The sequence below is a fragment of the Streptomyces sp. NPDC005728 genome (assembly GCF_040630895.1).
GTDB lineage: Bacteria > Actinomycetota > Actinomycetes > Streptomycetales > Streptomycetaceae > Streptomyces.
Genome location: NZ_JBEXYL010000013.1, coordinates 63,921 through 88,710 on the forward strand (window position 1 = coordinate 63,921; position 24,790 = coordinate 88,710).

At 72.7% G+C, this 24,790-nt stretch carries 23 protein-coding genes; 7 read left to right on the plus strand and 16 right to left on the minus strand.

The annotated features are described in order from the left end of the window. Positions 1–22 precede the first annotated feature (22 nt). Together ABZ471_RS12055 and ABZ471_RS12060 are read right to left on the minus strand one after the other, a co-directional pair. The gene (locus ABZ471_RS12055; RefSeq protein WP_359065188.1) at positions 23–994 is read right to left on the minus strand and encodes a hypothetical protein; all 972 of its coding nucleotides are present in this window, start codon (positions 992–994) and stop codon (positions 23–25) included. Continuing rightward, the gene (locus ABZ471_RS12060; RefSeq protein ID WP_359065190.1) at positions 991–1,785 is read right to left on the minus strand and encodes a phosphatase PAP2 family protein; all 795 of its coding nucleotides are present in this window, start codon (positions 1,783–1,785) and stop codon (positions 991–993) included. The genes ABZ471_RS12055 and ABZ471_RS12060 overlap by 4 nt, the downstream gene beginning before the upstream one ends. 240 nt (positions 1,786–2,025) lie before the next feature. Here ABZ471_RS12060 and ABZ471_RS12065 point away from each other — a divergent pair, with 240 nt between their 5' ends. Then, the gene (locus ABZ471_RS12065) at positions 2,026–2,640 is read left to right on the plus strand and encodes a TetR/AcrR family transcriptional regulator (RefSeq protein ID WP_359065192.1); all 615 of its coding nucleotides are present in this window, start codon (positions 2,026–2,028) and stop codon (positions 2,638–2,640) included. Between the two features lie 200 nt (positions 2,641–2,840). Here ABZ471_RS12065 and ABZ471_RS12070 read toward each other — a convergent pair whose 3' ends face one another. From ABZ471_RS12070 to ABZ471_RS12080, 3 genes are all read right to left on the minus strand, one after another. Continuing rightward, a complete protein-coding gene (locus tag ABZ471_RS12070) occupies positions 2,841–3,896 on the minus strand; it encodes a DUF2510 domain-containing protein (protein WP_359065194.1) in 1,056 nt (351 codons plus the stop codon). A 127-nt stretch (positions 3,897–4,023) separates the two neighbouring features. Further along, on the minus strand, positions 4,024–5,175 hold the full coding sequence (locus ABZ471_RS12075; RefSeq protein ID WP_359065196.1) for an anhydro-N-acetylmuramic acid kinase: 1,152 nt from the start codon (positions 5,173–5,175) through the stop codon (positions 4,024–4,026). Positions 5,176–5,178: 3 nt separating this feature from the next. After that, positions 5,179–6,549, minus strand: coding sequence for an MFS transporter (locus ABZ471_RS12080; protein WP_359065198.1), 1,371 nt, complete (start codon positions 6,547–6,549; stop codon positions 5,179–5,181). A 181-nt stretch (positions 6,550–6,730) separates the two neighbouring features. Between ABZ471_RS12080 and ABZ471_RS12085 the strand changes: the two genes are divergently transcribed. Then, a complete protein-coding gene (locus tag ABZ471_RS12085) occupies positions 6,731–9,415 on the plus strand; it encodes an AAA family ATPase (protein ID WP_359065200.1) in 2,685 nt (894 codons plus the stop codon). Positions 9,416–9,587: 172 nt separating this feature from the next. Here the strand turns inward: ABZ471_RS12085 and pcaD are convergent, their stop codons facing one another. The 6 genes from pcaD to ABZ471_RS12115 all read right to left on the minus strand — a co-directional run bounded on the left by pcaD (position 9,588) and on the right by ABZ471_RS12115 (position 14,961). Further along, positions 9,588–10,766 carry a 3-oxoadipate enol-lactonase gene (pcaD, locus tag ABZ471_RS12090; protein WP_359065203.1) on the minus strand — a complete coding sequence of 393 codons (1,179 nt, stop codon included), beginning with the start codon at positions 10,764–10,766 and terminating at the stop codon, positions 9,588–9,590. Continuing rightward, positions 10,763–12,103 (minus strand): 3-carboxy-cis,cis-muconate cycloisomerase, encoded by a 1,341-nt coding sequence (pcaB, locus tag ABZ471_RS12095; RefSeq protein WP_359065205.1) that lies wholly within the window; start codon positions 12,101–12,103, stop codon positions 10,763–10,765. The genes pcaD and pcaB overlap by 4 nt, the downstream gene beginning before the upstream one ends. Further along, positions 12,100–12,702, minus strand: coding sequence for a protocatechuate 3,4-dioxygenase subunit alpha (gene pcaG / locus ABZ471_RS12100; protein WP_359065207.1), 603 nt, complete (start codon positions 12,700–12,702; stop codon positions 12,100–12,102). The genes pcaB and pcaG overlap by 4 nt, the downstream gene beginning before the upstream one ends. Before the next feature lie 8 nt (positions 12,703–12,710). Beyond that, positions 12,711–13,484 carry a protocatechuate 3,4-dioxygenase subunit beta gene (gene pcaH / locus ABZ471_RS12105; protein WP_359065209.1) on the minus strand — a complete coding sequence of 258 codons (774 nt, stop codon included), beginning with the start codon at positions 13,482–13,484 and terminating at the stop codon, positions 12,711–12,713. A 77-nt stretch (positions 13,485–13,561) separates the two neighbouring features. Continuing rightward, complete coding sequence (locus ABZ471_RS12110) at positions 13,562–14,206, minus strand: CoA transferase subunit B (RefSeq protein ID WP_359065211.1); 645 nt, start codon at positions 14,204–14,206, stop codon at positions 13,562–13,564. Further along, a complete protein-coding gene (locus ABZ471_RS12115; protein ID WP_359065213.1) occupies positions 14,206–14,961 on the minus strand; it encodes a CoA transferase subunit A in 756 nt (251 codons plus the stop codon). Before ABZ471_RS12115 ends, ABZ471_RS12110 begins: the two co-directional genes overlap by 1 nt. A gap of 186 nt (positions 14,962–15,147) precedes the next feature. Between ABZ471_RS12115 and ABZ471_RS12120 the strand changes: the two genes are divergently transcribed. Continuing rightward, a complete protein-coding gene (locus ABZ471_RS12120; RefSeq protein ID WP_359065318.1) occupies positions 15,148–15,615 on the plus strand; it encodes a MarR family transcriptional regulator in 468 nt (155 codons plus the stop codon). 12 nt (positions 15,616–15,627) lie between these two features. Here ABZ471_RS12120 and ABZ471_RS12125 read toward each other — a convergent pair whose 3' ends face one another. Continuing rightward, complete coding sequence (locus tag ABZ471_RS12125) at positions 15,628–16,530, minus strand: DUF3048 domain-containing protein (protein ID WP_359065320.1); 903 nt, start codon at positions 16,528–16,530, stop codon at positions 15,628–15,630. A gap of 303 nt (positions 16,531–16,833) precedes the next feature. On the opposite strand from ABZ471_RS12125, the gene ABZ471_RS12130 reads away from it, so the two are divergent. Next, complete coding sequence (locus ABZ471_RS12130) at positions 16,834–17,793, plus strand: hypothetical protein (RefSeq protein WP_359065215.1); 960 nt, start codon at positions 16,834–16,836, stop codon at positions 17,791–17,793. Here ABZ471_RS12130 and ABZ471_RS12135 read toward each other — a convergent pair. After that, the gene (locus tag ABZ471_RS12135; protein ID WP_359065217.1) at positions 17,790–18,869 is read right to left on the minus strand and encodes an ATP-dependent DNA ligase; all 1,080 of its coding nucleotides are present in this window, start codon (positions 18,867–18,869) and stop codon (positions 17,790–17,792) included. The two genes, ABZ471_RS12130 and ABZ471_RS12135, sit on opposite strands and share 4 nt — an antisense overlap. Before the next feature lie 74 nt (positions 18,870–18,943). Between ABZ471_RS12135 and ligD the strand changes: the two genes are divergently transcribed. Together ligD and ABZ471_RS12145 are read left to right on the plus strand one after the other, a co-directional pair. After that, positions 18,944–19,963 carry a non-homologous end-joining DNA ligase gene (ligD, locus tag ABZ471_RS12140; protein ID WP_359065219.1) on the plus strand — a complete coding sequence of 340 codons (1,020 nt, stop codon included), beginning with the start codon at positions 18,944–18,946 and terminating at the stop codon, positions 19,961–19,963. A 133-nt stretch (positions 19,964–20,096) separates the two neighbouring features. Beyond that, positions 20,097–21,146, plus strand: coding sequence for a LacI family DNA-binding transcriptional regulator (locus ABZ471_RS12145; protein WP_359065221.1), 1,050 nt, complete (start codon positions 20,097–20,099; stop codon positions 21,144–21,146). Positions 21,147–21,204: 58 nt separating this feature from the next. Here the strand turns inward: ABZ471_RS12145 and ABZ471_RS12150 are convergent, their stop codons facing one another. Beyond that, positions 21,205–21,996 (minus strand): VOC family protein, encoded by a 792-nt coding sequence (locus ABZ471_RS12150; protein ID WP_359065223.1) that lies wholly within the window; start codon positions 21,994–21,996, stop codon positions 21,205–21,207. Positions 21,997–22,329: 333 nt separating this feature from the next. Between ABZ471_RS12150 and ABZ471_RS12155 the strand changes: the two genes are divergently transcribed. Further along, positions 22,330–22,575 (plus strand): WhiB family transcriptional regulator, encoded by a 246-nt coding sequence (locus ABZ471_RS12155; RefSeq protein WP_359065225.1) that lies wholly within the window; start codon positions 22,330–22,332, stop codon positions 22,573–22,575. Between the two features lie 101 nt (positions 22,576–22,676). Here ABZ471_RS12155 and ABZ471_RS12160 read toward each other — a convergent pair whose 3' ends face one another. Both ABZ471_RS12160 and ddaH read right to left on the minus strand, forming a co-directional pair. Further along, the gene (locus ABZ471_RS12160) at positions 22,677–23,651 is read right to left on the minus strand and encodes an acyl-ACP desaturase (RefSeq protein ID WP_359065227.1); all 975 of its coding nucleotides are present in this window, start codon (positions 23,649–23,651) and stop codon (positions 22,677–22,679) included. Between the two features lie 229 nt (positions 23,652–23,880). Further along, the gene (ddaH, locus tag ABZ471_RS12165) at positions 23,881–24,657 is read right to left on the minus strand and encodes a dimethylargininase (RefSeq protein WP_359065229.1); all 777 of its coding nucleotides are present in this window, start codon (positions 24,655–24,657) and stop codon (positions 23,881–23,883) included. Between the last annotated feature and the right edge of the window lie 133 nt (positions 24,658–24,790).

The window sequence follows — 24,790 nt, forward strand, 5'->3', positions numbered from 1 at the left end:
CCGGCCGCCGACTTTTGTCCGCTCAGAGCGCGGTGAGATGCCCGGGCTGTTCCGGCTGCCGTGGCACCAGCGCCGGTTCCGCCGCGGCCGTGCCCGGCTCCAGCGCCAGGACGGCGGCGACGGGGTGCTCGTCGTGCTTGTCGTGCTCGTCGAGCCCGTCGGCGCGGCCGGGTCCGGGCGTCGCCCGGGTCAGCAGGACCACACCCCAGGCGGCCAGGCCCGCCCCGGCCAGCGCCAGCAGCACGCCGCCGGTGCCGCCCTGCAGCCCCTGCCCGAGCAGGGTCAGGCCGATGAGCGCGGCGGCGACCGGGTTGGCCAGGGTGACCACGGCCAGCGGGGCGCCGAGGCCGCCGCGGTAGGCCGTCTGCGACAGCAGCAGCCCGCCGGTGGCGAACGCGGCGACCAGGACGGCGACCACGACCACCTCGACGCTCGGCGCCGGACCGGTGCGGTCCGTGGCCGCCACCGTCACCGTCTGGGTGAGTGCGGAGGCGACACCCGAGGCGAAGCCGGCGGCGGTCGCGTGCCTGAGGCCCGGCCGGGCGCCGGGCCGGGAGAGCAGGCCGATCAGGGTGGCGGTCGTACCGGCGACCGCCAGTGCCTCGGTCAGGCTCAGCACCCGAGCGGGCGCCGGGCCCGAGGCGGTGACCAGCAGCGCGCCGAGACCCAGCAGCGTGAGCGCCGTACCGCGCCACTCCACCGCGCTGACCCGCCGCCCCGCCGCCCGTGCCCCGAGCGGCACGGCCGCGACCAGGGTGAGCGCGCCCAGCGGCTGGACGAGGGTCAGCGGACCGTACTTGAGGGCCACCACGTGCAGCAGCGCGGCACCCGCGTTCAGGCCGACGGCCGACCACCAGGCGCCGGTGCCGAGCAGCCGCACCAGGCCCGCGCCGGAGCCGCGGGAGGCGAGGCGTTCCTGCGCGACGGCGGCCGTGGCGTAGGCGACGGCCGAGACCAGTGACAGGCCGACGGCGATCAGGGCGGCGGCGCTCATCGGCCCGCCCCCACCAGGACGGACTCCTTCGGGTCGAGCCGTCGCGCGCCGCGTCCCGCCGTGCTGGAGGTGCGCCGTGGCGGAGGGACGACCGCGAGGGCGATGGCGAGCATGGCGGTCGCCACGATCGCGTCGAGCCAGTAGTGGTTCGCCGTGCCCACGATCACCAGCAGGGTGATCAGCGGATGCAGCAGCCACAGCCGGCGCCAGCGCGACCGGGTGGCCGCGATCAGGCCGATCGCCACCATCAGAGCCCACCCGAAGTGCAGCGACGGCATCGCGGCGAACTGGTTGGAGAGGTGGTCGCTGGAGGGCGGGCCGTAGACGGAGGGGCCGTAGATCCGGGCGGTGTCCACGAGGCCGGTGCCGGTCAGCATCCGCGGCGGGGCCAGCGGGAACGTGAACGGCAGCACCAGTGCGGCGGTGGTCACCGCGGCCAGCACCCGGCGGGCCCACACGTAGTGCGCGGGCCGCCTGACGTACAGCCACACCAGGAAGGCCAGCGTGGCCGGGAAGTGGACGGTCGCGTAGTAGGTGTTCGCCAGGTGTACGAGGGTGTCGCCGTGCAGCAGTGCGGACTGCACGGCGGTCTCGTCGGGAAGATGCACGGCACGCTCGAAGTTCCACACACGGCGGGCGTTGCCGAAGGCGTCCGCGGTATGGCCGGTGGCCAGCTGCCGCCCGAGCTTGTAGACGAGGAACAGCCCTGCGACGAGCAGGAACTCACGGAGGAGCGGCGGGCGCGTTATCGCGTCCGGCTCCGCTTCTGCAGGCTCGGTTCGGGCATTCATCCCCCGGCCCCTTCGGTGACGGTCGTGCGTGTGCTGGTGCGTGCCGAGACCGGGCCGAGGCCCGGAACTCATCGATACGTCATCGTACCGATACGCCAGTGTACCGATACGCTTGGGTACCGGTACACTGGCGTATCGATTGATGTGCGCCACACTGGAGACAGGTTCCGCGGCCGCGCTCGAGCGCGGCTTCAGCGGGCCTGGTACGAGAGCCGCTTGACGAGTGAGGAGAAGTCACGCATGACGTCGCAGGCCGCGGACGGACCGGACACGGTCGCCGCTTCGAGCCGCTCCAAGATCACGCCTGAGCGTGAGCGGGAGTTCTTCGACGCCGTGCTGGAGCAGATCCGCGAGTGCGGCTACGACTCCGTGACCATGGAGGGCGTCGCCGCCAGCACCCGGTGCAGCAAGTCCACGCTCTACCGGCAGTGGAAGACCAAGCCCCAGTTCGTCGCGGCCGCGCTGCGCGCCAACCGCAAGGTGCGCTTCGTCGGCATCGACACCGGGTCGCTTCCCGAGGACCTGCGCCAGGCGGCGCGGGCCGCGGGCGACTGGTCCAGCAAGGACGCCCGGCTCATGCAGGCGCTCGGCCACGCGGTCACCGCCGACCACGAGCTGGCCCAGGCGCTGCGCGAGGCGTTGGTCCTGCCCGAGATCGCCGCGCTCCAGGAGATGCTGGCCCGGGGCGTGGCCCGGGGCGAGGTGCCGGCCGACCACCCGGCGCTGGAGTACATCCCCGCGATGATGTTCGGCGTCCTGCGCGTCCGCCCGGTGCTGACCGGCCAGAACGCCGACGCCGCCTATCTCGTCCGTTTCGTGGAGGCCACGGTGCTGCCCGCGCTCGGACTGACCTGAGAACCCAGGCCGCCGTTCACGGGATGACTGAACGGTGACCTGCTCGCGCCGCACCGTGGGGACGGGGGCGGCGCGCACCCCCCGGCCGGGTGGGGCTCCTCTTGAGCGGAGGGGCGCCCCACCCGGCCGACTTCTGTCTCCGGAGGTCTTCGGACCTCGGAGGTCTGCGGGCGCCGACGGTCGTCGGACGCCGGCGGTCGTCAGACGTTCTGGCCGTTCCCGCCGCCCGACGAGACCTTGATGCCCTTGAGGATCTCGTCGATGACGGACACCTTCTGCCCGACGTCCACGCCGAAGCGCACCACGACGATCTGCTTGGCGTCGTTGGGCGAGGGAAACGCCACCGACTCGACGTAGCCGTCCGCGCCCTTGCTGGTGACCGCCTTCCAGCGCACCAGGTAGCCCTTCTGCCCGGCCACCGTCACGGCCCGGGAGGCCAGCACCTCGTGCGAGGTGATGCTGCCGTAGGTGGAACCGCCGTAGGACTGCTTGGCGTTGGCCGCGATGTCCGCCTCGGCGACCGCCTCGGCCGTGTCGCCTTTCGTGCCGAGCACGAGAGCGGGCGCCGTGTAGGCGCCGCCCGCGGTGCAGGTCTGGGTGCTGCTGCCGGGGCACTTGTAGGAGTCGTCGGAGGTCACCTGGACACCGACGCTGATCGTCTGCCCGGTCCAGCCGTCCGGCACGGGCAGGCTGATCCCGTTCACCGGATCCGGCACCGTGCCGCCCCCCTCGACCTTGGGCGCCGCGGACTGCCCCGGGGACGGCGACCCGCCCGGGCCACCGGACCCGCCCGATCCGCCCGAGCCACCGGACCCGCCCGATCCGCCGCCGGGGCCGCCGTTCCGGCCGCCGTTCCGGTCGCCCTGCCCTTGCTGCGAACCGGCGCGGTCGCCGTCGCCGCCGCCCTTGGCGAGGGCGTACACGCCGACCCCGATGCTCACCAGGACCGCGACCGCCACCGCGACGGCTATGCCCGTACGCAGACCGCGCCGGGGCGCGGCCGGCGGCTGGGCCGGATACGCCGGATAACCCGGGTACGCCGAGTACCCCGCGTACCCCGGGGGAGCCGGCTGTGCGGCACCGGCGGGCTGCGCGGCGTCGGCCGGCTGCTGCGCCGGGGAACCCCACGTGGCGGCCGTCCCGGCGGGGCGGGTCTGGTCCGTCCAGGCCTTGCCGTCCCACCAGCGCTCGGTGGGCGGACCGTCATGCGTCTGCCCGGGGTCGGGGTACCACCCGGGAGGAGTCACCTGCGTCATGCCCCCACCGTATGAGGCATCGGTGAAAGCGGGATGAGAGGATCCGTCGCCAACCGGGCGGACCGGACATTTTCACCGAGGATTTCTGTGCTGCGTCCGTCACCCGGTGCCCACCCGGCGGGCTTCCTCACCCCTCCACCGCCAGGCGCACCGGCCCGCCCCGCGGGGCGGACGGCAGGCGCAGGCCCGCCCGCCCCGGTGTCACCGACCCCAGCACGCTCGGGTGGCCGGCGCCCGTGCTGCGGGGGTCGGTGCCGGGGAGGCCGTGGGCGGTGAGGAAACCGAGGACCGCGAAGGCGTACGCCTCCTTCGCGGCGGCGGGCAGACCGAGCCCGTCCGAGGTGCGTACGGCGGTCTGCGGAAGCAGCTGCCGGAGCCGGGACATGAGCTGCGGGTTGCGGGTGCCACCGCCGGAGGCGACCACCTCCGTGGCGCCGACGGACCGTACCGCGTCGGCGACCGTCCGGGCCGTCAGCAGGGTGAGCGTCGCCAGCACGTCCTCCGCGGACAGGCCGTCCGTCCCGGCTGCCCGCAGATACCCGGAGTGGAACAGCTCCTTCCCGGTCGTCTTGGGCGGCACCAGCGCGTAGTACGGATCCGCGAGGAGCCGGTCCAGCAGCGGCAGGTCCGGCCGGCCCCGCGCGGCCAGCGCCCCGTCGACGTCGTGGGTGAGCCGCCCGCCGCTGAACTCCCGGGCCGCCGCGTCGAGCAGCGCGCACCCCGGCCCGGTGTCGAAGGCCGTCCCGTCCGGCGCCGTCAGGTTGGCGATGCCGCCGATGTTCAGCGCGACCGGCGTGCCCGGCCTGCTCCGCAGCCACAGCAGGTCGACCATGCTCACCAGGGGCGCGCCCTGCCCGCCCGCGGCCACGTCCCGGGCCCGGAAGTCGGCGACCACCGGCAGCCCGGTCGCCTCGGCGATCCACGCGGGCTGCCCCAGCTGGAGCGTGCCGTGCACCCGGCCGCCGTCGGCCCAGTGGTAGACGGTCTGCCCGTGCGAGGCCACCAACTCACCCTGCCCGCCGCACAGTTCACGGTCGGCCCGGACCGCGGCCGCGGCGAACGCCTGCCCGATGCGGGTGTCGAGCCGGCACACCTCGGCGAGCGGGACGGCGGCCGGCGGCAGCGCCGCGGCGAGCGCCTCGCGCAGCCTGTCGTCGTACGGCGTGCTCACCATCCCCAGCGGTTTCAGCAGCAGCGTGTCGCCGTCGAGGCACAGATCCGCGGCGGCCGCGTCGACCGCGTCGTGCGACGTCCCCGACATCATCCCGATCACTCGCATCGCTCAACTCACCATCCTCGAAGACCGTTTGAGAAGCGCCAGCGCACTCACCGCGCACACCGCGGCCGCGTAGTAGGCGGGCACGTCCACGTTCCCTGTCCGCCGCACGGCCTCGGTGATGATCAGCCCCGCGCAGCCGGAGAACACCGCGTTCGACAGGGAGTAGGCCAGCCCGAGGCCCGTCCAGCGCACCCGCGCCGGGAACATCTCGGCGAGCAGCGCGGGCCCGGGCCCGGCCATCAGCCCCACCACCGCGCCCGCGGCACACGTGGCCACGCCCTTGACCACGGCCGAAGCTCCGGCGTCCTGAAGCAGATGGAACAACGGCACCGCCAGCGCGGCCACCAGCACCGCGCCCGCCAGCATCACCGGCCGCCGCCCGACCCGGTCGCTGAGCAGCCCCGCCGGAAGGATCGCCGCCGCGAACCCGACGTTGGCCGGCACGGTGGCGATCAGCGCCTGCCGGACGTCCGCGTGCAGCGAGGCCTGGAGGTACGAGGGGAGGACGACCAGGAACGTGTAGCCGGCCGCCGACCAGCCCATGACCCGCCCCGCGGCCAGCAGCACCGCCGACGCGACCACCCCGGCACCGCCCGGGCGGGCAGCGGCCTTGTCCCGAACCCGCGACCCGGATGATTGCCCCGGCTCCCGCGACCGGGACGATTCCTCCCGCTCCCGGAACTCCGGTGATTCTTCCAGCCCGACCCGCAGCCACAGCGCCACCAGCCCCAGCGGCAACGCCAGCACAAAGGGCAACCGCCATCCCCAGTGGGCCAGTTGGGCCTCGGTGAGCACGGTGGCCGTCGCCGCCGCGACCCCCGCACCGCCCAGCAGACCCAGGGCCACCGTGAACGACTGCCACGCGCCGTACAGTCCGCGCCGTCCCGGTGGCGCGAACTCCGTCATCAGCGCCACCGCCCCGCCGAACTCCCCGCCCGCCGACAAACCCTGAAGCGCCCTCAGGAACGTCAGCAGCCAGGGTGCCAGTGCACCTGCCGTGGCGTACGTCGGCAGCGTGCCGATCAGCGTCGTCGCGGCCGTCATCAGCACGATCACCCCGATCAGCACCGGCCGCCGCCCGATCCGGTCGCCCAGCCGGCCGAACAGGGCCGCGCCGACGGGCCGGAAGAAGAAGGCCAGCGCGAAGGAGGCGTACGTCCGCACCAGCCCCTCGGCCGCGCCCCCGCCGACCGGGGTGAAGAACCGCTCGGCGAGGACCGTGGCCAGATAGCCGTAGACACCGAACTCGTACCACTCCACGAGGTTGCCCACCGACCCCGCCGCCACCGCCCGCACCGTCGGCGGCGCCGGGGCGCGAGCCGCCGTACCGCCGCGGGATCCACGATCACTGCCGTTTCCGAAAATCAGCTTCATTCCAGGCCCTGTTGACGCTCCGTCGGCTCTTCACCGGCTGGTCGGACCGGGTGCGCGTCGCCCGGCCGTCTTCACTTTCACCCGGCGGGGCAACACCTGCCCGGACCGGCCACCACACATCCCATCGGACGGCTACGCTCGGGGTCTGTACGTCATTCGGGCGACCTGGGGAGGTAACGGGATGACGGAGGGACGGCCGCCGGCGGCTGCCACGGCTTCCCTGTGGGAGCGGGACGCGGAGATCGCCACCGTCACACGGGCGCTCGACGTCCTGTGCGCCGACCGGTCTTCCGCGGGCAGCCTCCTGGTGTTCCGGGGCGAGGCCGGACTCGGCAAGACCGCACTGATGAACGAGACACGCCGCATCGCCGAGCGCCGCGGCTGCGCCGTGTGGTCCGCCCGCGGCGGCGAGACCCTGAAATCCGTGCCGTTCAACGTGGTGCGGCAACTGCTGCAGCCCGCGCTGGTCACCCTGCTGCCGGAGGAGGCCCGCGAGTACCTCGGCGACTGGTACGACATCGCCGGCCCCGCCCTCGGGATAGTCGACCCGGGAGAGGGCAGCGTCGACCCGCAGTACGTCTGCGACGGACTCGTCGCGGCCGTGCGCCGGCTCGCCCGCCGCGAGTGGCCGCTCGTCCTGCTCGTCGACGACGCCCACTGGGCCGACCAGGAGACCCTGCGCTGGCTCGCTGCGTTCGCCGAACGCCTGGACGACCTGTCCGTGCTCGTCGTGGTCGCCCGCCGGCCCGGCGAGGTGAGCGGCGACAGCGCCCGCCACCTCGACGCGGTGGCCGCCGCGGCCGGCCGCCCCGTCAACAACCTCAGCGCCCTCACCCCGGAGGCCACCGCCGGACTCACCCGTGCCACGGTCGGCCGGCACTCCGACGACCCGTTCTGCCGCGAGGTCTGGGCGGTCACCGGCGGCAACCCGTACGACACCGTCGAACTCCTCGCCAAGGTGCAGGACAGCGAAGTCCAGCCGGTCGAGGCCCGGGCCTCCGAACTGCGCGCCCTGAACCGCGCCGCCCGCGGCGGCGGCCTCGTCGATCGCCTCAAAGGGCTCGGCATCGAGGCCACCCGGTTCGCCTGGGCCGCCGCCATCCTCGGCACCGGCATCTCCGTCGACCTCGTCGCACGGCTCTCCAGCATGGACACCGACATCGCCGAGCGCTGCGCCGAACTGCTGGTCAACGCCCGCATCCTCACCGAACCCGACCCGGCGGCCGGCGCCGAGACCGAGGAGGGCGAGCTGGAGTTCGTCCACCCGCTGATCGCCTCCGCCGTCTACAACTCCATCCCGCCCGGCGTGTGCACCGCCATGCACGGTGTCGCCGCGCAGATCCTCACCGAGACGGGACACGGCGCCGCCGAGGCTTCCCGGCACCTGCTGAAGGTGCACCCGGACGACGACGAGGAACTCGTCGGGCAGCTGCGCGAGGCGGCCCGCGAACACCTGGCCGTCGGCGCACCCGACGCCGCCCGCCGCTGCCTGGAACGCGCCCTGGAGGAGCCGCCCCGGCCCGAGGTCCACGCGCACGTTCTCTACGAACTGGGCCACGCCACCCTGCTCACCGCACCCGCCGTCACCATCGAGCACCTGCAGCGCGCGCTCGCCATGCCCGGCCTCGACGGTGGCCAGCGCGTCGACGCCGTGGTCCGGCTCTCCCAGGCACTGCTCCACAACGACCAGCTGGAGGAGGCCGTCCGCACGGTCGAGGCCGAGGCCGCCCGGCACGAGGCGGGGCCGGTCCGGCTGCGACTGCAGGCCGTGCAGTTCATGTGGGAGGGCATCCACGGCGAGACCGTCTCCCAGGAACGCTCCCGGCGCCTGGCCGAGCTGGCCGGCACCTGCACCGGCCGGGACAACTCCGAGCGCGCCCTGCTGATCCTGCGCGGCTTCGACGCGATGACCCACGGCGAGAACGCCGAGGAGGTCCTCCAGCTGTGCGACCGCGCCCTCGTCAACGGCCGCCTCGCGCCCGGCCTCGGCTGGATCGACGGCGAGTGGGGCATCGAACTGCTGATGATGCTCGGCAGCGCGTACACCTACGCCGACCGGCTCGACCGCGCCGAAAGCCTCTTCGCCGAGGCCCTGCGCACCTACACCGGCGCCGGCTGGCGCGGCGGCCACCTCTCCCTCGCCAACGCCTTCCTCGGCCTCGCCTACCGCAGGCAGGGCCGCCTGAAGGACGCCGAGTCCACACTGCGCGAGGCGCTCGCCCTGGCCGAGCGCGTCGGCCGCGGCCTGCCGCTGTACTGGTCGGCGACCTGCGGACTCGTCGACACCCTGCTGGCCCGCGGACAGGTCGGCGAGGCCTGGTCGATCGCCGAGCAGTACGGCTTCGCGCCGCCCTACCCGTCCACGATCGTCCTGCCCGACATCCGCTCCGTACGCGGCAGGCTGCTGCTCGCCGTCGGCCGCGCGGAGGAGGGCATCAACGAACTGGAGGCCGCCGAGAAGACCGCCGCCTCCCGCGGCGGCCACAACCCCGTCCTCGCACCCTGGTCCATCGACCTCGCCAGGGCGCTCGCCACACAGGACCCCGCCCGGGCCGCCCAACTCGCCGCGGACGCCCGCCGACAGGCCGAGCGGTTCGGCACGGACACGGCCATCGGCGAGGCCCTGCGGTGCGCCGCCGTCCTGGAGACCGGCCAGCGCTCGGTCCGGCTCGCCGCACAGGCCGTCGCCTATCTGGAGGCCTCGCCCTGCCAGTACGAGCACGCGGCGGCCCGGGTCGAGTACGGCATCGCGACCCGCTCGGTCGCGGAACTCAACCGGGGCCTGGCGCTCGCCCGCTCCTGCGGAGCGGACGGGCTGGTGGCACAGGCGCGGGAGGTGCTGGAGACGGGGCGGGGGCTGCGGTAGGGGATACGGTCGGCGGTGGACTGCTTGCTGTGGAGGGTGGACCGTCTACCGTAGACGGCGGACTGCATACCGCGGACGGAGGACTGTATACGGTAGCCCGTGGACTGCATGCGGTGGCCCGTGTACTGCATGGCGCGAGGCGCTGCCGAAGCTACGACCAGCAGGGCCACCCTCAGCCGGACTCCTCCTTCTCCGCCACCCTCACGTCCTTCTCGTCCTTCTCGGTCTTCCCGTCCTTCTCTTCCTCGGCCAGCACCCGCTGGGCCGTCGCGAACGCCGAGTTGGCCCCGGGCACCCCGCAGTACACAGAGGTCTGCAGCAGCACCGCCCCGATCTCCTCCGGCGTCAGCCCGTTGCGTCGGGCCGCCCGCACGTGCAGGGCCAGCTCGTCGTAGTGGCCGTGCGCGACCAGCGCGGTCAGTGTGATCATGCTGCGCTCACGGCGCGAGAGGGTCGGGTCGGTCCAGATCTCCCCCCAGGCATAGCGGGAGACGAAGTCCTGGAACCGCGCGGTGAACGGCGTCTGCCGGGCCTGCGCCCGGTCGACGTGCGCCTCGCCCAGCACCTCCCGGCGTGCCGCCATCCCGCTGGCCGGGGCCCCGTTCAGCTGGGTGCGAAGGGCCGTCAGGACGTCCTGCGGGCACTGGGCGGGCGCCAGGTGCGAGGCCCCGGGCAGCTCCACCAGCGCCGCTCCGGGCACCGCGTCGGCGATCTCCCGCAGATGTGCGGGCGGCGTCGCGGGATCCTGCCGTCCGGCGACGAGGAGGGTCGGTACGGCGATGTCGGCGAGCCGGTCGCGCAGGTCGAAGGCGGCCAGCGCGTCGCAGCAGGCGGCGTATGCCCCGGGGTCGGCCTCCCGGAGGTCCTGGATCAGGCGCGGCACGGTGAAGCCGGGGGTGAACCAGCGCGCGTCGGCGCTCTCCAGCAGCCACTCCATGCCCTCCCGGCGCACGCGTTCGGCGCGCTCCCGCCACGGCGCGCCGCCGCCGAAGTGCGCGGAGGAGCAGATGACGGCCAGGGAGGTCAGCCGTTCGGGGTGGTGCACGGCCAGGTGCAGGCCGACCGCGCCGCCGAGCGACACGCCCGCGTAGGCGAACCGCCCGATGCCGAGGGCGTCGGCGAGCGTCAGCACGAGGGCGGCGAGGTCGCCGACGGTGGCGTCCGGCCCGACCAGGTCCGGTACCGAACCGCCGTGTCCCGGCAGGTCCCAGCGGACCACGTGGTGGGTGATCGACAGTTCGGGGGCGACCGCGTCCCACAGGGCGTGCGAGGTGCCGAGCGACGGGCCGAGCAGCAGCGGGGGAGCGGAAGCCGGGCCTTCTTCCAGATGGTCGAGGAGTGTCATGGTCAACGTCGCTCCAGGGCACGATCGGTGAGGGCACCGGCGAATCCGGTGTAGCGGGCCGGGTCGGTGAGGTCGTCCAGGTCGACGTCATTCAACTCGGCTCCCTCTGCTAGAAGTTCACGAAGTGACCGGGTCTCTTCGTTCGCGCGGTGGGCCAGTTCGGTCAGCAGTTCCCTGGCGCGCTCACGGCCGAGGACGGGTGTCAGCGCGGCGGACAGCCGTTCGGAGACGATCAGACCCCGGGTGGCGTCGAGGTTGCGGCGCATCGCGGCGGGGTGTACGCGCAGCCCCTCGGCCAGCTCGGCCGCGTGCGCGGCCACGCCGCCCACCAGCCGGAGCAGGTCGCGCAGCGGGGACCACTCGGCGTGCCAGGCGCCGGCCGGCCGCTCGTCCTCGGCGGCCAGGGAACCGTACAGAGTGGCCGCGAGCTGCGGGGCGCGCCGCGCGGCGGCCGCGAGGAGCGTGGCGTGCACCGGGTTCGCCTTGTGCGGCATGGCGGAGGAGCCGCCGCCGCTGCCCTCGCTCACCTCGCCGATCTCGGTGCGCGACAGCGTGAGCACGTCCGCCGCGGGCTTGCCCAGCGCCCCGGCCGTGAAGGCCAGGCAGCCGGCCAGGTCGGCGACCGGCGTACGCAGCGTGTGCCAGGGCAACACCGGTGCGGTGAGGCCGAGTTCACGGGCGTACGCGTGCGTCAGCGCGGCCGCGTCCTCGGCGCCGTACGCCCGGAACGCGGCCAGGGTGCCGGTCGCACCGCCGAGTTGGGCGGGCAGCGAGTCCCGTACCCGGGTGATGCGGTCGCGTGCGTCCAGGACCAGCGAGCGCCAGCCTGCTGCCTTCAGCCCGAATGTCGTCGGTACGGCGTGCTGGGTGAGTGTCCGCCCGGGCATCGCGGTGTCGCGGTGCCCGGCGGCGAGCCCGGCCAGTGCCCGCTCGGTGCGGCCGAGGTCGGCGAGGACCGGTTTCAGGGTGCGTACGGCGATCAGCATCGTCGCCGTGTCCATGATGTCCTGGCTGGTTGCGCCCCGGTGGACGTAGGGGCCGTACTCCGCGCCGACCGCCGCGGTCAGGTCGGCGACCAGCGGGATGACCGGGTTGCCGCCGGCCGGGGTGCGGGCCGCCAGGGAGCGGATGCCGAAGTTCGCCGGGACGGCCGCCTCGGTGACGGCCGCCGCTGCCGCGGCCGGGGCGAGCCCCAGCGCGGCCTGCGCCCGGGTCAGCGCGGCCTCTGCGTCGAGCAGGGCCCGCAGGTACGCGTGGTCGCTCGTCTCGGAGGCGGCGCCGGACAGGCCCCACTCGGGGGCGAGCAGGCCGGTGTCGGCGTACGGGGGAGACGCAGATGTCACTGGAACTCCAGGAAGACCGTCTCGCCTTCGCCCTGAAGGCGGATGTCGAAACGGTAGGTGCTGCCGCCCTCGTCGCCCGCGATCAGCGTGTCGCGCCGGTCGCCCACCCGGGTGAGCAGCGGGTCCGCGGCGAGCGCCGCTTCGTCGCCCGGCAGGTAGATCCGGGTGAACAGGTGCATGAGCAGGCCGCGGGCGAAGACGCACACGCTCAGGTACGGGGCGCTGTTCCCGCGTGCGCCGGGCCGTAGCGTCCGCCCGTACCAGTGGCCGTTCGTGTCGGTCTGGATGCGTCCCCAGCCGGTGAACTCCACGCCGTTGCGGCCCAGGTAGGCTCCGGTGGCGGGATCCCGCCGGATGGAGCCGTCCACCTGCGCGACGGTGCCGTCGGGGCGTGGTCCCCACAGCTCGACGAGGGCGTCCGGGAGCGGTCTGCCGTCGCCGTCGACGACGTATCCGTGCACGGTGACCGTGTCGGGGTGGCCCAGGGGCGCGATGTCCTCGCCGTCGCGGAACGGCAGCGCGTACCCGTAGAAGGGGCCGACCGTGTGGGACGGGGTGGGCAGCACGTTCTCCGGGCTGCTCGTGTCGGTCTTCGTCATCGCTCGGGTCAGCGTCCTTCCTCGATCCAGGTGGCGGCGGGGCCGTCGAGCACGATGTCCCAGTGGTAGCCGAGGGAGAACTCCGGCACCGACAGGCCGTGGTCGTAGGTGGCGACCAGCCGCTGCCGGGCCGCGTCGTCCGTCACGGACTGCAGGATCGGGTCGTACGGGAAGAGCGGGTCGTTCGGGAAGTACATCTGGGTCACCAGCCGCTGGGTGAACGCCGTGCCGAAGAGCGAGAAGTGGATGTGGGCCGGGCGCCAGGCGCCCACGTGGTTGCGCCACGGGTAGGGGCCCGGCTGGATGGTGGTGAAGTGGTAGCGGCCCCCGGTGTCGGTGAGGGTGCGGCCGACGCCGGTGAAGTTCGGGTCCAGCGGGGCGTCGTGCTGCTCGCGCAGGTGGGCGTAGCGGCCGGCCGAGTTGGCCTGCCAGATCTCGATCAGCTGGCCGCGGACCGGGCGTCCGGCGCGGTCCAGGAGCCGCCCCGACACGGTGATCCGTTCGCCGGTCGGCGGGCCGGTGTGCTGCCGGGTGAGATCGTTGTCGATCTCGGTGAGGTCGCGTTCCCCGAAGGCGGGGGAGTGCAGTTCCACCAGTTCGGGGTCCTGGCCGGTGTCGATGGTGACCAGGGGCTGCTTGGGGTGGCGGAGGAGGGAGGACCGGTAGGGCGCGTAGTCGCGGCGGGGGTGGTGTGCGACGGGCGCGCCGTCGGCGACCCGCTTCTCGTACGCGGCGTGCTCGGCCGCGATCTCCCGGTCGATGTCCTGCTGGGTGAGAGCCATGGGATACCTGATGCTTCCTTACCGTTCCAGGACCAGGGCGAGGCCCCGGCCCGCGGCGTCGACGAGGTACACGGGGTTCACAGCACGTTCTCCCCGATGGTCAGTTCGGCGTCGGTCCTGACGACGACGTTCTCGACGGTCACGCCCGGCGCGGTCTCCACCAGGACGAGCCCCGCATCCGTGACGTCCAGCACGCCGAGATCGGTGATGACCCGGTTCACACACGCCTTGCCCGTGAGCGGCAGCGTGCACTGCTCCAGGATCTTCGGGGAGCCGTCCTTGGCCGTGTGCGTCATGACGACGACGACCGTCCGGGCACCGTGCACCAGGTCCATCGCCCCGCCGATTCCGGTGACCAGTCTGCCGGGGACCGCCCAGTTGGCCAGGTCGCCGGCCGCGGACACCTGCATCCCGCCCAGCACGGCCACGTCGATGTGCCCGCCGCGGATCATCGCGAAGCTCAGCGCCGAGTCGAAGAAGGAGGCGCCCGGCAGGACCGTGACGGCCTCCTTGCCGGCGTTGATCAGGTCCGGGTCGACCGCGTCGGCGGCGGGGTACGGGCCGGTGCCCAGGATGCCGTTCTCCGACTCCAGGACCACCTCGACGCCCGGCGGCAGATGGTTCGGGATCAGCGTCGGCAGACCGATGCCGAGGTTGACGTACTGGCCGTCCTTCAGTTCGCGGGCCGCGCGGGCGGCCATCTCCTCGCGTGTCCAGGCCATCAGGACCTCACCGTCCGCTGTTCGATCTTCTTGTCGGCCGCCTGCTCGGGGGTCAGTGCCACCACGCGCTGCACGAAGACGCCGGGAACATGCACCGCGTCCGGGTCGATCTCGCCCGGCTCCACCAGCTGTTCCACCTCGGCGACGGTCACCCGGCCCGCCATGGCGGCCAGGGGGTTGAAGTTCCGGGCGGACCTGTTGAAGACGAGGTTGCCGTGCCGGTCGCCCAGGGCGGCGCGGACCAGCGCGAAGTCGGTGCGGATGCCCCGCTCCAGGACGTGATCCACGCCGTCGAACTCCCGCACCTCCTTGGGCGGCGAGGCGAGCGCGACCCCGCCGGTGCCGTCGTACCGCCAGGGCAGTCCGCCCTCGGCGACCTGGGTGCCGACGCCTGCCGGGGTGTAGAAGGCGGGGATGCCGGCGCCGCCCGCGCGCAGCCGTTCGGCCAGCGTGCCCTGCGGGATCAGCTCGACCTCCAGCTCGCCGGCCAGGTACTGGCGGGCGAACTCCTTGTTCGCGCCGATGTAGGAGCCGGTCACCCGGGCGATGCGGCCGGCGGCCAGCAGCACGGCGAGGCCGGACTCCCTCGCGCCGCAGTTGTTCGACACGACGCCCAGACCGGTCGTCCCGCGCTCGTACAGCGCCTCGATCAGTACGTTCGGCACACCGCTCAGCCCGAATCCGCCGACCGCGAGGGACGCGCCGTCCGGCACGTCGGCCACCGCATCCAGGGCCGTGGCGACCACCTTGTCCATCGGTGAAGCCTCATCTCTGCGTAGTAATCAGTGCACTGAGTATTTCGACGAGATGCCCTCACGCTGCCATCGGGCGACGCAACCGTCAATACCTGGCATGACGAGGGTTTCTGAAGGCAGACAAGTGGGCCTCCTCCCGGGTATCGTTCAGTGCACCGACTGATCGACCTGACCTGGGGAGCGCACATGGCCGCGGTGGACCTCGCCACCCATCCCGGGCACCTGGCCCGGCGGCTCCAGCAGGCGCACCACCTGCTGTGGAACACCATCGTCTCCGAGGAGATCACCTCGCCGCAGTTCGCGGTCCTGAACACGCTCGTCGCCGAGCCGGGCCTCGACCAGCGGACCGTGGGGGAGCGGGTGGGCCTGGACCGGTCGACCATCGCCGAGGTCATCAGCCGGCTCGACCGCCGCGGGCTGCTGCACAAGGTGCGCGACCCGCAGGACGGCCGCCGCTTCCTGCTGCGCCTGACCGAGGAGGGCCTGCTCACCCACCGCAAGCTGAGCGTGCGCACGGCCCGGATGAACCAGGTCTTCCTCGCCCCGCTCTCCGCCGGGGAACAGACCGTCTTCTTCGACCTGATCCGCCGCGTCGCGGACGCCGCCGAGGCCCTGCGCAACCCGGCCGAGCCGCTGGTCTCCCGGCAGAGCTGAACAGCGGCCCGGTCAGGAGGGGGCCCCGGCGAACACCACCCACACCTGGCCGTCGGCGAAGTTCACCCGGGCGCCGTCCGCCGCCGTGAACGCCGTACCGTCCGTGGCGGCCGGCCGGGACCAGGTGGCGTCGTAGGACCGCCCGCCCCGCAGCACCTCGGCCCTCCCGGAGCCGACGGTCTCGGTGTACGGCGTGTTGGTGCCGAGCACGTCGTGGTACCGGGACGGGCGTATCTTCACGTACTGCACGACGACCGTCGCCACCACCACCCGCCGTCCGTCGGGCGTCACCGTGGGCGTGCCGTCCATCGAGACCAGCCAGCCGTCCCGCTGCGCCGACCAGGTGAAGGCGAAGCGCGCGGACGGGTACCGCACGGTCCGTGCCGTCTCGGGTGTGCCGCCGGAGGGAGCGGGGCCGTAGCGGAAGCCGCTGGACAGTGCGGCCCTGCCCGGCACGGTGGGCAGCAGCCGGGCGGGGTGCAGATAGAGGTTGTGCGGAGCGGCCTTCCCGGTGCTCCGGTAGTAGGCGCCGGCGGCCTCGTCGGGCGACTCCGCCCGCAGCGGGGCCCGGCGGATCAGCGGGAGCAGCTTCTGCTGCGCTCCGGAGTACGCCAGCGTCGGCTCGTCGAACTGGCGCAGCAGTTCCAGGTCGGACTCGCGGGCGCTGCGCACCGGGCCGACCGTCTTCGGGAGGGTGCTCGCGTACACCGCCATCAGGCGGCTCAGACCGCCCTCGACCTGCTCCGCGTACACGACGTCCGCCGCGTCGAGTCCCGTCTGCGGGCGGGCCGCGGGCACGTTGTCGATCTTCACGGCGAGCAGCGAGCCGGATGCGGCCGAGGGGGTCTCGTACGGGGCTCGGCCGTCGTCGCCGGGTCCGTGCCGTGTGCAGCCCGCAGTCAGGGCGGCCGTCATCGTGGCGGCGACCACTGCCGCCGTCAGCGCGGCGTGCCGCGTGCGCGCCCTGTGTCCTGTCCTCACCGATGCCCCCTCTTCGTATGCACCGATTGTGTGCTCATCGGACCTGCGGGGGGAGGGGTCGGCTCTCGGCTGGACCTGTGCACCTTCCGTACAACCTGCGTACAGGCCTCGTGCAACCTGCGTACGGCCCTCGTGCAACCTTTGTGCGGCGATCTTGGTCGCATCTGTGAGCACACGGCCCGGTGGCCTGGTTCCGCGAGGGAGGCCCACCGGCGTTCCACGACGTACGGAGGGTCAGTGCCCCGTCGAGAGAACCGCGCCCCTGGCCAACTGCCCGGCCGCGCAGCGCTGCCGGCCCTGGTGGCCGGTCTGCTGCTGGTCCTGGGGACGGCGCGCCCGGTCGCCGCCGAGGAGGACAAGCTCCGCTTCGACCGGGCGGTCGAGGAGGTCAGCACGAAGCCGGGAGCGACGTTCGGGCTGCCCGGAGGGTTCACCAACGGCACCGGACGGACGCTCGACACCGTCTATCTGACGGTCCGCCTCGACCGCTACCTCTCCTTCACCGAGGAGTTCGGCAACTGCCGGTACGCGGAGGACGACGAGACTCTCCAGGTCGACAGCATGACCTGCCGGCTGAACGGCACGATACGGCCCGGCCGGTCCTACGACCTGGACCTCGGTGCGGCGAGGGTCGACAGCGCTGCCGGGGGCGGGCGCATCTTCTACGGCGTGAGCACCGGCCGCGGCCACGCCGAGCCGCCGCAGGACGCACGCCGGGGCACGGGCCGGACGCTGACCTTCACCGAGCGCGGCCGTCCCGACCGGTATGTCCAGCCGGCTGCGGCCGACCCGGTCCTCGGGGTGACCACCACCGTCGATGTCGCCAATCCCCATGACCTCGCGGTCAACGGGGTGACCCTGCGCGGCAAGCCCGGAGACGTCGTCAAGGCCGACTTCTTCTTCGTCAACAACGGTCCCGCAGGTTTGTGGGCCGTCTTCGACGACGAGGAGGACAACGAGCAGGCGACGGTGGTGGAACTGACCGTGCCGCCGGGACTGACGGCCGTCGAGGTCCCCGACTTCTGCAGGGGTGTACAGCGCGGGCGGACGGACAAGGGCGCCCCGGGTGCCGCCCGTTACACCTGCTGGCAGGACCGTCTCGACAAGAGCCGGACCATGTCCCCGGGACAGTTCGAGCACTTCCCCTTCGCGTTCCGTGTCGACAACACGGCACCGATCGAGGTGGAGGTGCCCTAGGAGCCGTCCTGCCCGGTGCCCAGGATCTCCGCGAGGTCGTACCGCACCGGCTCCTCCAGCTGGGCGTAGGTGCAGCTCTCCGGTGTCCGGTCGGGGCGCCAGCGGCGGAAGCGGGCCGTGTGCCGGAAGCGGGCGCCGTTCTCCATGTGGTCGTAGGCCACCTCCGCGACCCGCTCCGGCCGTAGCGGCACCCAGGACAGGTCCTTCTTGCCCGACCAGCGGCTCGGCGCCCCCGGCAGCCGGGCCGTCTCATGGGCCGCCTCGTCCCCCCAGGCGGCCCACGGATGCCCGGTGACGTCGTCCATCCGCAGCGGCTCCAGCTCCTCGACCAGTTCGGCACGCCGTTTCATGGCGAAGGCCGCCGACACACCCACGTGCTGCAGGGCACCCCGGTCGTCGTAGAGGCCGAGCAGCAGCGATCCCACCACCGGTCCGCTCTTGTGGAACCGGTAGCCCGCCACGACCACGTCCGCCGTCCGCTCGTGCTTGATCTTGAACATGGCCCGTTCGTCCTGCAGATAGTGCAGATCGAGCGGCTTGGCGACGACCCCGTCGAGGCCGGCGCCCTCATACTGCTCGAACCACCGCTGCGCCACCTCCACCTCGGTCGTCGCCGGCGCCAGATGGACCGGTGGGCGCACCCCGGACAGCACCCGCTCCAGCAGGGCCCGCCGCTCGGTCAGCGGTACGTCGAGCTGGGCGCGGTCGTCCAGCGCCAGCAGATCGAAGGCGACGAAGGAGGCCGGGGTCCGCTCGGCCAGCATCCGCACCCGCGAGTCCGCCGGATGGATCCGCTCGGTCAGCGCGTCGAAGTCCAGCCGCCCCTCCCGGGCGATCACGATCTCCCCGTCCAGCACGCACCGCTCGGGCACCCGCTCCCTCAGCGCTGCCACCAGCTCCGGAAAGTACCTGGTCAGCGGTTTCCCGGTACGGCTGCCCAGTTCGACCTCGTCCCCGTCACGGAACACGATCGCCCGGAACCCGTCCCACTTCGCCTCGTAGTGCATACCCGGCGGGATCCTCGCCACCGACTTGGCGAGCATCGGCTTCACGGGCGGCATCACCGGCAGATCCATGCGTCCGATTCTGCTCGCATCCCACCGCGGCCGCCCGGTATGCGTGGTATGCCGGGTGCGCCTACCGTGGCCGCATGGGTGATGCGGTGGAACTCGACGTGGCCGGACGGACCGTACGGCTGTCCAGCCCGGACAAGGTCTTCTTCCCGGAGCGCGGATTCACCAAGCTGGACGTCGCCCGGTACTACGCCGCCGTCGGCCCCGGCATCCTGCGCGCCCTGCGTGACCGCCCCACCACCCTCCAGCGCTACCCGGACGGCGTCGACGGCGAGTGGTTCTACCAGAAACGCGCACCCAAGGGCATGCCCGACTGGATCCCGACCGCCCACATCACCTTCCCCAGCGGCCGCAGCGCCGACGAGATGTGCCCCACCGAGCAGGCCGCCGTGGTGTGGGCCGCCCAGTACGGCACCCTCACCTTCCACCCCTGGCCGGTGCGCCGCACCCACGTGGACCACCCCGACGAACTCCGCATCGACCTCGATCCGCAGCCCGGCACGGACTTCGACGACGCCGTCCGCGCCGCCCACGAACTGCGGGCCGTCCTCGACGAGTTCGGCGGCCTGCGCGGCTGGCCCAAGACCTCCGGCGGCCGCGGCCTGCACGTCTTCGTGCCCATCGAACCGCGCTGGACCTTCACCCAGGTGCGGCGCGCCGCGATCGCGGCCGGCCGGGAGCTGGAACGCCGGATGCCCGACCGAGTGACCATCAAGTGGTGGAAGGAGGAGCGCGGCGAGCGCATCTTCCTGGACTACAACCAGACCGCCCGCGACCGCACCATCGCCTCCGCCTACTCCGTACGCCCCCGTCCGTACGCCCCCGTCTCCGCACCCCTGCGCTGGGAGGAGGTCGGCGAGGTCCACCCCCGTGATTTCGACCTCGCCACCATGCCGGCCCGGTTCGCCGAACTCGGCGACGTGCACGCCGACATGGACGACCACGCCTACTCCCTCGACGCCCTCCTGGAACTGGCCCGCCGCGACGAACACGACCACGGCCTGGGCGACCTGCCGTACCCGCCGGAGTACCCGAAGATGCCGGGCGAGCCGAAACGGGTCCAGCCGAGCCGGGCCCGGCGGGAGGAGACCTCCTGAGGTCCGTGCCCTGAAGGCCCGTGCCCTGGCACACAGCGGTGCCGGCAACCCTGTCTCCGGCCCCTCCGGTCCCTCCGGCCGCTGCGCACCGCGGTTATCCTGAGCGCCAGCCGCCGATGAGGAGTGTCCCGAAGTGACCGAGGCAGTGTCGCGTCCCACGCTGGAGGCCGTGGCCGCGCGGGCCGGGGTGTCCCGGGCCACCGTGTCGCGGGTCGTCAACGGCGGGGACGGAGTCAGGGAGTCCCTGGTCGCACGGGTCCGGCAGGCGGTCGAGGAACTCGGGTACGTGCCCAACCAGGCCGCGCGCAGCCTGGTCACCAAGCGGCACGACGCCGTCGCCGTCGTCATCGCCGAGCCCGAGGCCAGGGTCTTCGCCGACCCCTTCTTCGCGCTCCAACTGCGTGGCATCAGCAAGGAACTGACGGCCCATGACAACCAGCTCGTGCTGCTGCTGACCGAGGGTCGCGCCGACCATGCGCGGGTGGCCCGCTATCTCGCCGGAGGGCACGTCGACGGCGCGCTCGTCTTCTCCCTCCACCTCGACGACCCGCTGCCCGGCCTGATCCGGAGCGCGGGTGTGCCCACCGTGTTCGGCGGCCGCCCCGACTGGAGCGACGGCAGCCCGGGTCCGGTGTACGTCGACAGCGACAACCGGGGCGGCGCCCGTGCGGCCGTACGCCATCTCGTGGACCTCGGACGGACCCGGATCGCGCACATCACCGGCGCGCTGGACCAGACGTCGGCGGTGGACCGGCTCGACGGCTACCGGGACGTCGTGGGCGATACGGACCCCCGGCTCGTCGTGGAGAGCGACTTCACCCCGGGCGGCGGCGAACGCGCGATGCGTGAACTGCTCGACCGCTGCCCGGACGTGGACGCGGTGTTCGCGGCCAACGACCTCACCGCGCTCGGCGCCCTGCGCGTGCTGCGCGAGCGGGGCCGGCGAGTGCCCGAGGACGTGGCGGTGATCGGCTTCGACGACGTGCTGCCCGTCGCCGAGGAGGCCGACCCGCCCCTGACCACCGTCCGTCAGGACATCGAGGAGATGGGCCGGCTGATGGCCCGTCTCCTGCTGCGCGGTCAGGCCGGCCGGGGACGCGGCGCGGACCTCGCGGACCCCGCGGACACCACCGTCTCCAGTGTCATCCTGCCGACGACCCTGATCCGGCGCGCCTCCGCCTAGGACCCGTCCGGCAGGACCCGCCGGACAGGCCCCGGGGATCCCGCCGCCGGTTGACGCCTCAGCCCTGCGGCGGCTCGCTCTTGATCACCGCGAAGCGGACGCCGTACGGGTCGGCGAGCTTGGCCATGCGGCCGACGCCCTCCATGCTCGTCGCCGGCATGCGCACCGTGCCGCCCAGCTGCTGTGCCTTCTCGACCACGGCATCGGTGTCCTCGACCTCGAAGTACGGCAGCCAGTACGGGCCGGCCTCCGCCTCCGTCGGTTCGTCGGCCAGCGGGACCATCCCGCCGAACATCGCGTCCTCCCCGGCACCGCCCGGATTGACGCACGTGTACGTGCCGCCCGGGAACGGCATGGCCGAGGTCTCCAGGTCCAGGACCTTCCGGTAGAAGGCGGCGGCCGCCGCGATGTCCGGCGTGTACAGCTCGACCCAGCACAGCGCGCCCGGTTCGTTCGCCACGTCCACGCCCTTGGTCTGCCCGGGCTGCCAGATACCGAACGACACGCCCGCCTGGTCGGCGAGGACCGCCATGTGTCCCTGGCCCATCACGTCCATGGGCTGGAACAGCACGGTGCCGTGCGCCTGTTCGGCCGCCTTGGCGGTGGCCTGCGCGTCCTCGCTCTGGAAGTACACCGTCCAGGCGGGCGGACCCTGGTCCGGGCCGGTCTGCATCGCGCCGGCGACGGTCCTGCCGTCCAGCTGGAAGAAGCCGTAGCCGCCGGCGTCCGGGCCCGCCGACCGGAACTGCCAGCCGAAGAGACCGCCATAGAAGGAGAGGGCGCCGTCGAGGTCGGGGGTGCCGACGTCGATCCAGTTCGGAGCGCCGTTCACGAAACGGGTGGTGAGCATCTTCGCCCTCCTTGAAGGGGGTTTGGAAGGGTCCCGTCCTCTGCACTGCCGAGTCTGGCACCGCCCACTGACAATCGCTGCCGGAGCGCCACCGCGCGCCCGGCCGACGCCCCCGCTCCCCCCGGGCGCCGCGCCGGGTTCTCGGGGTCTTCACCCTGCTCCCGTTTTCTCTCTGCTCCCGCGCGCCGCCGTGCGCGCGCGTCGGCACGCGGAGCATGATCGGGGCGGCCCAGGGCTCCGGCGGAGCGTCGGCGGGCGGGCGGTCCGGGGTGCGGCCGCGCCGTTGATCCGGCGTTGATCGAACGTTTTTCGCCGCGCGGCACGATCCTGGTCATGCACATCGAAACGATCATCCCGGCCGACACCGCCTGGCAGGCCCAGGCCCTGTGCGCGCAGACCGGGGCGGACTTCTTCTTTCCCGAGCCCGGCAGCTCGGTGCGCGAGGCGAAGCGCATCTGCGCCATGTGCGAGATGCGCCCCGCCTGCCTCGACTACGCGCTGGAGAACGACGAACGCTTCGGCGTCTGGGGCGGTCTGTCCGAGAAGGAGCGTCTGGCTCTGCGCCGCACCTCCCACTGACACCCGCCTCGGGCGACCTGCGGAAACGGCAGGAGCACTCGCCCCTCGTCCGCGTTCAGCTGCATGCCCGGCCCCCGTTCAGCTGCTTGCCCGGTACCTGTTCAGTTCCCCGCTCGCGCCGCCATCCGCGCCTTGCGCGCTGCCAGCCGCTCGTCGAACTTGGAGGCCTCCGCGTCCAGGCCGCCCATGAAGAGGCCGAGTTCTTCCTGTGCCTGCAGGCCCTCCGGGCCGAGGCCGTCGATCTCCATGATCTTCAGGAAGCGCTGCACGGGCTCGAGGACGTCGTCGTGGTGGATGCGCAGGTTGTAGACCTCGCCGATCGCCATCTGCGCGGCGGCCCGCTCGAAGCCGGGGATGCCGTGGCCGGGCATGCGGAAGTTGACCACGACGTCCCGGACCGCCTGCATGGTCAGGTCGGGGGCGAGTTCGAAGGCGGCCTTCAGAAGGTTGCGGTAGAAGACCATGTGCAGGTTCTCGTCGGTCGCGATGCGCGCCAGCATGCGGTCGCAGACCGGGTCGCCGGACTGGTGTCCGGTGTTGCGGTGCGAGATGCGGGTCGCCAGCTCCTGGAAGGCGACGTAGGCGATCGAGTGCAGCATCGAGTGCCGGTTGTCCGACTCGAAGCCCTCGCTCATGTGGGACATGCGGAACTGCTCCAGCTTGTCCGGGTCCACCGCGCGCGAGGTGAGCAGGTAGTCCCGCATCACGATGCCGTGCCGGCCCTCCTCGGCCGTCCAGCGGTGCACCCAGGTGCCCCACGCGCCGTCGCGGCCGAACAGCGAGGCGATCTCGTGGTGGTAGCTGGGGAGGTTGTCCTCGGTCAGGAGGTTGACGACGAGGGCGATGCGGCCGATCTCCGTCACCTTGGAGTGTTCCTTGTCCCAGGCCTCGCCGTCCTCGAACAGGCCGGGGAAGTTACGGCCGTCGCTCCAGGGCACGTACTCGTGCGGCATCCAGTCCTTGGCGACCTTCAGATGCCGGTTCAGTTCCTTCTCGACCACTTCCTCCAGCGCGTACAGCAGCCGCGCGTCGGTCCACACGGACGGGCTGCCGAGGTGAGGGGAGGTGATCGTCACGGGAACTCCAGGGGGACGCCGAACAAAGGGGGCGAGAAGGGGGACGGTCCGGCGAGCGGTGCCGGAAACCTACGAGATCGTAGGCTACGAATCCGTAGGTTACGAAGCCGTAGGTTAAGTTCGCTGTAAAGATCGCTGATCAGCACCCCTGGCACAGCCATTCGAGGGCATGCCGAAGAGCCCCGGAACCCGCAGTTCCCGGGGCTGTTGGAGGCGGGTGATCACCCGTTCAGGCGTACAGCTCCCGCAGCCGTACCGAGAGGCAGGTCACACAGCCCTCGAGCTTCTCGAACTCGCTGATGTCCACCGTGACGACCTCGTATCCGAGGTCGGTCAGCAGCTCCGCCGTCTTCGGGGCGCTCGCCGCCATGAGCAGCTTGTGGCCGCCGAGCAGCACCACGTGCGCGCCGGACTCCTCGGGCACCGACAGGAAGCCCGGGAACAGCGACGGCCGGTCCACCATCGGGATGTGCCCGAGAACCGTCCCGTCCGGCAGCGCGGTGACCGCCGACTTCAGGTGCAGCACCTTGCTCACCGGTACGGCCACCACCCGTGCGCCGAGCGGCTCGAACGCGGCCCGCAGCTGCTGCACGCCGGCCGCGTTGGTGCGCCCGCCCCGGCCGACGTAGACGGTGTCGCCGACCTTCAGGACGTCACCGCCGTCCAGGGTGCCCGGCTCCCAGATCCAGTTCACCGAACAGCCGAGCCGGGCCACGGCCTCCTCGACACCGGCGGTCTCGGCACGCCGGGACTCGGCGCCCGGCCGGGTGATCAACGCCACGTTCTTGTACATGACGACGGTGTCCTCGACGAACACCGAGTCCGGGCAGTCGTCCTCCGGGTCGACCTCGACCGTCTTCCAGCCGTGCGCGCGGAGGGCCTCGACGTACGCCTCCCACTGTTCCACGGCGAGGTCCACGTCGACCTTCTCCCGCTCGATGTGCGTCACCAGGCCTTCGGCGAGGCGCGGGCCGGGGCGGCGGACGAGGGCCTTCTTGCTGGGCACGACGGGCCTTTCGTATCGGTGGTGCGGTTCCGGCGCCCGTGATGCGGCGCCGGTCCGCCATCATGCAGGGCTCCGGGGCCAGGACAAAACCCTCGCCGCGCCCCGTTGTCAGGCTGTGCCCCTCCTGAGACCC

What these genes read in the sequence shown, in the direction of transcription:
- ABZ471_RS12075 (WP_359065196.1), bottom strand. Translation starts at nt 5,175, where the DNA reads ATGCGAGTGATCGGGATGATGTCGGGGACGTCGCACGACGCGGTCGAC.
- ligD (WP_359065219.1), top strand. Translation starts at nt 18,944, where the DNA reads ATGGGTGATGCGGTGGAACTCGACGTGGCCGGACGGACCGTACGGCTG.
- ABZ471_RS12060 (WP_359065190.1), bottom strand. Translation starts at nt 1,785, where the DNA reads ATGAATGCCCGAACCGAGCCTGCAGAAGCGGAGCCGGACGCGATAACG.
- ABZ471_RS12110 (WP_359065211.1), bottom strand. Translation starts at nt 14,206, where the DNA reads ATGGCCTGGACACGCGAGGAGATGGCCGCCCGCGCGGCCCGCGAACTG.
- ABZ471_RS12065 (WP_359065192.1), top strand. Translation starts at nt 2,026, where the DNA reads ATGACGTCGCAGGCCGCGGACGGACCGGACACGGTCGCCGCTTCGAGC.
- ABZ471_RS12055 (WP_359065188.1), bottom strand. Translation starts at nt 994, where the DNA reads ATGAGCGCCGCCGCCCTGATCGCCGTCGGCCTGTCACTGGTCTCGGCC.
- ABZ471_RS12155 (WP_359065225.1), top strand. Translation starts at nt 22,330, where the DNA reads ATGCACATCGAAACGATCATCCCGGCCGACACCGCCTGGCAGGCCCAG.
- pcaG (WP_359065207.1), bottom strand. Translation starts at nt 12,702, where the DNA reads ATGACGAAGACCGACACGAGCAGCCCGGAGAACGTGCTGCCCACCCCG.
- ABZ471_RS12150 (WP_359065223.1), bottom strand. Translation starts at nt 21,996, where the DNA reads ATGCTCACCACCCGTTTCGTGAACGGCGCTCCGAACTGGATCGACGTC.
- ABZ471_RS12135 (WP_359065217.1), bottom strand. Translation starts at nt 18,869, where the DNA reads ATGGATCTGCCGGTGATGCCGCCCGTGAAGCCGATGCTCGCCAAGTCG.
- ABZ471_RS12125 (WP_359065320.1), bottom strand. Translation starts at nt 16,530, where the DNA reads ATGACGGCCGCCCTGACTGCGGGCTGCACACGGCACGGACCCGGCGAC.
- ABZ471_RS12080 (WP_359065198.1), bottom strand. Translation starts at nt 6,549, where the DNA reads ATGAAGCTGATTTTCGGAAACGGCAGTGATCGTGGATCCCGCGGCGGT.
- ABZ471_RS12120 (WP_359065318.1), top strand. Translation starts at nt 15,148, where the DNA reads ATGGCCGCGGTGGACCTCGCCACCCATCCCGGGCACCTGGCCCGGCGG.
- pcaH (WP_359065209.1), bottom strand. Translation starts at nt 13,484, where the DNA reads ATGGCTCTCACCCAGCAGGACATCGACCGGGAGATCGCGGCCGAGCAC.
- ABZ471_RS12115 (WP_359065213.1), bottom strand. Translation starts at nt 14,961, where the DNA reads ATGGACAAGGTGGTCGCCACGGCCCTGGATGCGGTGGCCGACGTGCCG.
- ABZ471_RS12085 (WP_359065200.1), top strand. Translation starts at nt 6,731, where the DNA reads ATGACGGAGGGACGGCCGCCGGCGGCTGCCACGGCTTCCCTGTGGGAG.
- ABZ471_RS12070 (WP_359065194.1), bottom strand. Translation starts at nt 3,896, where the DNA reads ATGACGCAGGTGACTCCTCCCGGGTGGTACCCCGACCCCGGGCAGACG.